The sequence below is a fragment of the Microcoleus sp. PH2017_24_DOB_U_A genome (genome assembly GCF_020738205.1).
Taxonomy (GTDB): domain Bacteria; phylum Cyanobacteriota; class Cyanobacteriia; order Cyanobacteriales; family Microcoleaceae; genus Microcoleus.
Map to the genome: position 1 here is coordinate 54,967 of NZ_JAEQCT010000020.1, position 6,661 is coordinate 61,627.

Annotated in this window: 4 protein-coding genes; all 4 read right to left on the minus strand. The window is 46.4% G+C overall.

The window, feature by feature from the left end:
- Positions 1-194: 194 nt before the first annotated feature.
- On the minus strand, positions 195-1,976 hold the full coding sequence (locus JGK07_RS03275; protein WP_293242199.1) for a tetratricopeptide repeat protein: 1,782 nt from the start codon (positions 1,974-1,976) through the stop codon (positions 195-197).
- Positions 1,973-3,715: a tetratricopeptide repeat protein gene (locus JGK07_RS03280; RefSeq protein WP_293242196.1), complete on the minus strand. Its 1,743-nt coding sequence runs from the start codon at positions 3,713-3,715 to the stop codon at positions 1,973-1,975. The genes JGK07_RS03275 and JGK07_RS03280 overlap by 4 nt, the downstream gene beginning before the upstream one ends.
- Before the next feature lie 148 nt (positions 3,716-3,863).
- Entirely contained in the window at positions 3,864-4,820 is a 957-nt protein-coding gene (locus JGK07_RS03285) for a GIY-YIG nuclease family protein (RefSeq protein ID WP_293242193.1), read from the minus strand.
- Positions 4,821-4,883: 63 nt separating this feature from the next.
- The gene (locus tag JGK07_RS03290) at positions 4,884-5,585 is read right to left on the minus strand and encodes a site-specific integrase (RefSeq protein ID WP_293242190.1); all 702 of its coding nucleotides are present in this window, start codon (positions 5,583-5,585) and stop codon (positions 4,884-4,886) included.
- Positions 5,586-6,661 lie beyond the last annotated feature (1,076 nt).

The following is a 6,661-nucleotide window of genomic DNA, read 5'->3' on the forward strand; positions in this document are numbered from 1 at the left end:
GTTTTTATAGGCATTCCTCTCATCCGCTCCAGCAGTATCGTAACATTTCCAGCCAGATTCAGCATTACCTTTAAGGGTGCGATCAGATGAGGGAAATAGTCCTCAGATTTTCGCAAGTAAGGCGCGCGTGGCTGCATCGGCTGAGTTCGACCCAAAGCACGCTAGCATTGCCCCAGTTCCTTAAGGTAGAGCTTTCAGCATAGCAGTCCCACCAATTCCTGAAATCGTAGCGGTTCTCCCTCACCGCCCTCTGGTAAAGTCAGCCCTCTAGCTTCGAGTACATCCAAGAATGCCCGCGAACGCGAACGCTCTACATACTCTAACGCTTCATTATCTCGTTTTAAATAGTCGTGAAGTATCGCAATTAGCAGAGCGTAAACATTTCCTTTGGGTGCGCCGAAAAAGCTCAACCGCTCCTCATCTCGTCTCAGACGGCGACGCACTCTTTCAATAATTATCACAGCTTTTTTGAGTTCTGCTACAGCATTTATAATTTGCTCTAGACCCCGATAAGTCTCGCTTCGACTGTATCGAATCTGCCATATAAGTTCGGGATGCTGAATGCTTTTAGCAACCGATAATGCCTGTTCTTGATAGTCTAATGCTGTTGAAAAATCAGTGAGTTGATTGTAAATCAATGCTAAACTCGCTAAATTGTAAGCTAGACCTTCTTTATATTCCAAAGAACGAGCGATTTCTAGGGATTCTAGATGAGAGATTCGAGCCTCCTTAAAACGTTTCTCAAGACGATTGATACTTCCTATATTTATTAATGCTGCCAGCAGACCCAATTGGTCGTTGCATTCTTTGTGCAGAACTAGCGCTCGTTCGTAACACTTGAGAGCGTCATCCAGCCTTTCCAAAGACTGATAAATCAAGCCTTGATTGCCCCACAAATGCGCTTCGGTACTGCGGTAGCCTCCGGTCTGCGCCATCTCCAGAGCTTTGTTCGTGCAAGCCAAGGCAGTTGTTAGATCGCCGAGAGATTGATGAACCAGAGCCAGAATGTCGAGCGTTGTTATAATGTTTCTGAACCAACCGATTTGCTGATAAATTATCAAAGCTTCTTCCAAGTGCGCGCGCGCGCGAGACAATTCGCCTGTATCGCGATAGAGGAGTCCTAGGTTAACGAGAACTGTGGCACGATTGCCCTGATTTCTGGGAGTAGAGCGGTCTTTTCCCAAACTCAGATGCAATTCTAAAGCTTCGTTAAAGCAATTTTGAGCTTGACCAACATCTCCCCGGATTTGGTAAATAATACCCAAATTATTTAGAGTCATGGCTTCTTCTCGACGCTCTCCTAATGCCTTCCACAGGAACAGTGCTTCGTGCCTGCAAGCAAGGGCGCGGTTGGAGTCTCCGAGAGTTAGGATTAAACTAGCAAAATTATCCAGACAGCCAGCTTCACTTTTTTTATCTTGAAGTAGTCGGCAAAGGTCTAAAGCTTGCTCGCCAAAACCCAGTGCTTCCTCAGTCTTTCCTGAACTCTTGCAAACCACGCTCAAATTGCTCAAAACAGAAACTTTCCCTACCCGATCTTCCAAAGCGCGAAAAAACACTAATGCCCGTCTTAAGTGCATTTCGGCTTTGTGCATCTCGCCTAAAGACCTGTAAATAATGCCTAGATTCGAGTGACTGTTGGCGATACTTTGGGTTCGGTCGAGTTGTCTAAAACGTGCCAGCGCTTCTTCCCACGCCAGAGCTGCTCCTTGCAAATCACCCCACTGGTAATAGAGAAAGGCGCGCTGCGAAGCTACTTGCGCCAACAAATCGCTATCGCCAGATCGCTTGACAAATTGCCGAGCAATACAGAAAGCTCGCCACGCTCTGTCCCAATCGTTTTGATTGCTCAACTCCCCAGCCATACTCAGCAAGTGATGAATGGCATGGTGAGAGAGCTGCATACCTTTTGCTAAGGCTTCTTCAAATGCTGGCCACAAAGCATCCAGATAATTTAGCTCGATGTTATCGGTCATACTTGCAGGCACCGTTGCAATTCTTCCCAAGAAACCGACTTCCCTTGACGCAGAGCTATATATTCTGGCGCAAACAGTTCAATTTCATCCCAAACTTGTCGCAGAGCTTGTTCTGCTATTTCATAGTTTCTGAGTGCGCTCAACCGATCTGGTTCGCCAACAGTTTTAAGTGCCTCTGCCGCTTGATGCAATTGAGTCATTAGCTGCATTTCTCGGTCTGTTAACTCCTCCGAAACTCCGTGCGATCGCGTCACACCGCTCAGTCGTAACCGGCGCAGAAACTCGCGCGACTTTGCCGTTTCAGCCCAGAGAAGCGCTTGTTTGGAATGATTCAGACGGGCCTCAATGCGGACGAGTCGGTCGTAGGCAGCCAAGTTAGGCCAAGCAAAATAATCCAGCGCTTCTTCTTCCAACAATAGGTTGGCTCGAATAGATTCGGCGGCATCCACCGCTGCTGCGTAGTCCTCGATGGCTTGCGAGACTGCACCCGCCATCATGCGTATGTCGCCCCGTTCAAAATAGATGTCGTAGAGAACGTCAGGAGCCGCTATTTCTTCAGCCAGTACCAGCGCGTCAGTTAAATTCTGCTCCGATTGGTCGAGTTCTTCGGCATCTCTATTGAGGAGCGCCTGGTCAACTAAAGTTTTTACCTGCCCCAAACGGTAGCCGATTTCTTGATGCAAACTGAGGATGTGCTCGTAAAGCAAACGCATTTGGTCAATGCTATTCGTTTGAGCCAAAGCAATTATTAGACTCAGTAATGCTGTCGGTGCTGAGGGGTTGCTATCCGCCAAAACCTCTTTCACCTGTTGCACCCAGGCCGAGATAATGTCGGAAAAATTAATATCAATGTCAGGGAGATGATTCAGATTTGGCTGAATTTGGTTGGCATTGCATATTAAAGCAGCAATAGCACTTAGATTCTCTGCCAATCCCAATTTATAGTCGTATGCCAGATTGATAGTTAAAGACTGAAAGTAATATTCTAGTGCATCCAGCAATTTATTTTGGTTGTCGCACAATTGACCGAGGTTGTGCAGGGTTATAGCTTCATTTTCATAATCTTGGGCCCGTTCATAGGCATCTCGCGCTTTGAGGTAATAGTTGCGGGCACCTTCAATATCGTTGAGTTTTTCCTGGGTCAGCGCTAAAGCAGAAAGAACGTTAGCCACATAGCTACATTCGTTTTCTTCTTCTTGGGTACATAAAAATGACTCCACTCTCGAATCTTCTAGCAATTTTAATGCTTTTGCTAAATAGGCTCGTGCTTCTGTAAGCTGACTTAAGTCTTTACAGACCAGCCCCAGATTTGTCAGCGACTGAGCTATTGCCACTTGACAGTCCAAGTTTTCACCCTGAAGGGATTCAACAATTTGAAAGGCATTTTGGTAATATTGTTTAGCTGAATGTAAATTACCTAAATTACGTTCAATCAGACCCAAATTATTCAAAATATAATGTTCATTCCGGGCATTAGTGCGCTGTAAAATTTTTAAGGAGCGTTGCAAGGTATCGCGAGCTGCAAGAGCCAAACCAAAGCGATCTTGAACTAAGGCTAAATTGTTGAGGATGGCACTTTGCTGAATAAACTCTCCAGCCTCTTCTGCTAGCGTATTTGCTCGTTCAAATAGAACAATGCTACCCTCTAACTCACCCTCGGACAGTAAAAGATTAGCTGACTCCACCAGTTCTACATAGTTCTCGGATATATTATTTGATATTGAGTCGGAGTTTTGCATTAAAGCTAAATCGCGTAAATTGTGTTTTTTAAGATTTATGTTTCCCAAAACTGAATCATAGCTAGTCTTTGCTACTCAAATGTACCCCTATCATTGATTTTTGTGGCAGATACGGAAAAGTTCTCCATAATTATAACTAGATTTGATATCAGCAGCCAGCGATCGCATCCAACTCAACATCACTCAGCATTTTGGGTTCCATCCCGTACAGATCGTTCAGCACAACCTTGACATCGGGAAACGCAAAATACTCCGTCAGCTTGCCAATGCGGTAATTAAACGCTTTGTATCTGTGTTTGAAGTACAGTTCCACATTCCCCCGGTGTTCCCACAATCCTAGTAAGTTGACAGCGACATCCGAGTAATGCGCTCTCACATCCCGCTGCACTTCGGTTATCCTTTCTTCAATCTGACGAGTGGTAACGCCAATTTTATAGAAGCAGTTCCCGTCCGCTTTGACCTCCAGAAAATAGAGCGAGTTCACCAGAATCCGACGAAGCTGCGATCGATAAATCTGCAAATCAGCCCGCCGTTCCTCCAAGCAAGATAAACCCGCAGATAAAGCAATCTCTACAGAGCCTTCTAACTTCATCAACTCCGACAGCAGCAAGGGTTCCTGGACTCGGTTGAACAATGCCAAGGGAAGCGCACCAACTGGGATTTTGCCGAGGTGAGTGAATTGATAAATGCGATCGCCCTCCGACTCTAGCAATCCCTTCAACTGCCATCGAAAGTTTACCAAATCTTTGGGAATAGCGTAATCCTGTGCCCCGTACTCTTTCCACAGCACCTTCAATTGTTCCAATTCTTGACCTGGAAGCTGCACGTTGAAATTATCGTAGAGGGGCAGCGAGGGGAAAGCTTTGGTCTTAATCCGCTGACTGACGAACTTGCAAGTCTCAAGAGTGTGCGCGAAGTGATGTTCTTTCACCGACCCCTTTTTTGCTGTGAGGAAGCCTCCGCAGTAGAGGCAAGTTAGCTGAGTTTTTCCGCGCACAACTTCATCAATGCCCGCCAGTTCGCCGCTGGGAGCAACGCCAAATTTTAGCCACATCGCCAACAATTCTCCTACAAGCAGGTTTTCGTAGATGCACCTGCTCCACATGATTAAGTAAGGATTGTAACAAATCTAAGGTGAGAGCTTCTGGCTTGTGATTGAGAGCGACCGTCACCAATCTGGGAGTTCTTCAGCCGCGTCCGCTAGGGCTTGTGACAGTTGCTCGGGAGGTAACGGTGCAGCTAGCCTTTCATCCTGTACGTGGGGAAATGCACGTTTTCCCGCGTAGGAAAGCATCGAAAGACTGGTGATCGCCCCGAGCACTTGCTCCGGCTCTACCTCCAAATACCGCTGCAATTGTTCGAGATTCCGGTGGCCGCTAATTTCTTGAATTACCCGCAGCGGGATACCGGCATTGCTCATCTGGGTGAGGGCGGTGCGGCGGAAGCTGTGGGTGGATGCGCCCTCGATGCCAACGCGCTCGAAAGCTTCTCTCAAAATCCGATCCGCCGAGTTTGAGTGTAGGTGATGCCAATGATGGCAGCGGTGGCGGCCGGGAAATAGGTAAGTTTTGCCGATATTGGGTTTCCAAGCTGTCAGGAGCGATCGCAAGTCCTCAATTACGGGAATCGTGCGGGTTTGGAGTTTGCCCTTGGTGTTGTGTTTGCGGAAGTTGATTGTCGGTCGAACATTGCCCTTCGCGCTGTAGATATCCACGACTTCCAGCGAACAAGCTTCCGCCACGCGGCAAGCGGTGTAGAGACAAACCCCGAAAAGCGTGCGGTCGCGATGAGTCTGCAAACCGTCGTTAAACAACAGTTCGATTTCCGCTTGGGTAAGGATTTTCGCCTGTCCGTGTCCCTCAATTTTCATGCTTGGTGTATACCCGACCTGACAAAGCAAAAGTTTGCCGCACTTACTGCATTACTGCATTAGTTTGGGGTATTTCTTAATGCGGTGAGGGCAACTCAACATACAAAATTCCGCATTGTGGAAAAATGTCCGCATTCATGCGCCCGTCATGAACGCAACTGGCACTCGGTTGACCGAGTGCGATCGCTTTTACAGCCCAGGACGATCGCCCCGAATGCAATGTAGCAAAGTAAGAGCACGCGCTCGCTTGTTGTAAGTATTTTCTCGGTATGTATAAATTAATTTCATAAAGTCTTGCCTAATTCTCAGATAATTCTCAATAAATCCCCGGTTACAGTTCGTTCGGATCGGCAGAAATAGCAGTGAAATCAACCATGACAAATTCTCAATTAAGCACTTCAAAATTCAGTAATTTCTCGAATAGACTGGCGACCAACCCAAGCTGATAATATTGACAGTTAGCAACAGTTCGATTGCGCGACAAGCACGACTAGCTAAACACTTCATTTATGGGTTGAAGTCGAGATTTATTCGGTGTAACTTTCAGTCTAAAAAATTAAAAATGAAGGGTGCAACAATGACTTTTTCCAAGCCATTTGAATTGCTTTTTCCAAAAACCAGCAAATTGCCAGACCCCACAAAACTGTCAGCCAATACAGCATCTGGCAGTTAAGAGTCAAGCAGATTTTACAAGACTTACGCACTCTAGTCTATAGGTCGATTGCTTGTGCTGCACTCGCTCGGCATACGTAGCGTCGTGTAAAACCACTTTTGTGCAAGTCCTATTTTACTAAATCTAGCAACTCAAAACAACAACTACAGGCATTCAAGACAATTAATTAATGTTTGACGGCAGCCGGTAAGCGGTCGGACTTGGGAGTTCGACAAATTGAGTCGGTGGCAGACCTATATATCAACAGAAATGGAACACAAATCCATGCTTAAAGTGCTGACGATGCACCTTATTGCTATGGATATTGTGTCAAACCACTTTTGCATCCGTCCGAGACTGCATTAACAGGAATGGAGTACAAACCCCATGCTTTGGGTACTTGTGCTGCACCTTATTGCTATAG

What these genes read in the sequence shown, in the direction of transcription:
- JGK07_RS03290 (WP_293242190.1), bottom strand. Translation starts at nt 5,585, where the DNA reads ATGAAAATTGAGGGACACGGACAGGCGAAAATCCTTACCCAAGCGGAA.
- JGK07_RS03280 (WP_293242196.1), bottom strand. Translation starts at nt 3,715, where the DNA reads ATGCAAAACTCCGACTCAATATCAAATAATATATCCGAGAACTATGTA.
- JGK07_RS03275 (WP_293242199.1), bottom strand. Translation starts at nt 1,976, where the DNA reads ATGACCGATAACATCGAGCTAAATTATCTGGATGCTTTGTGGCCAGCA.
- JGK07_RS03285 (WP_293242193.1), bottom strand. Translation starts at nt 4,820, where the DNA reads ATGTGGAGCAGGTGCATCTACGAAAACCTGCTTGTAGGAGAATTGTTG.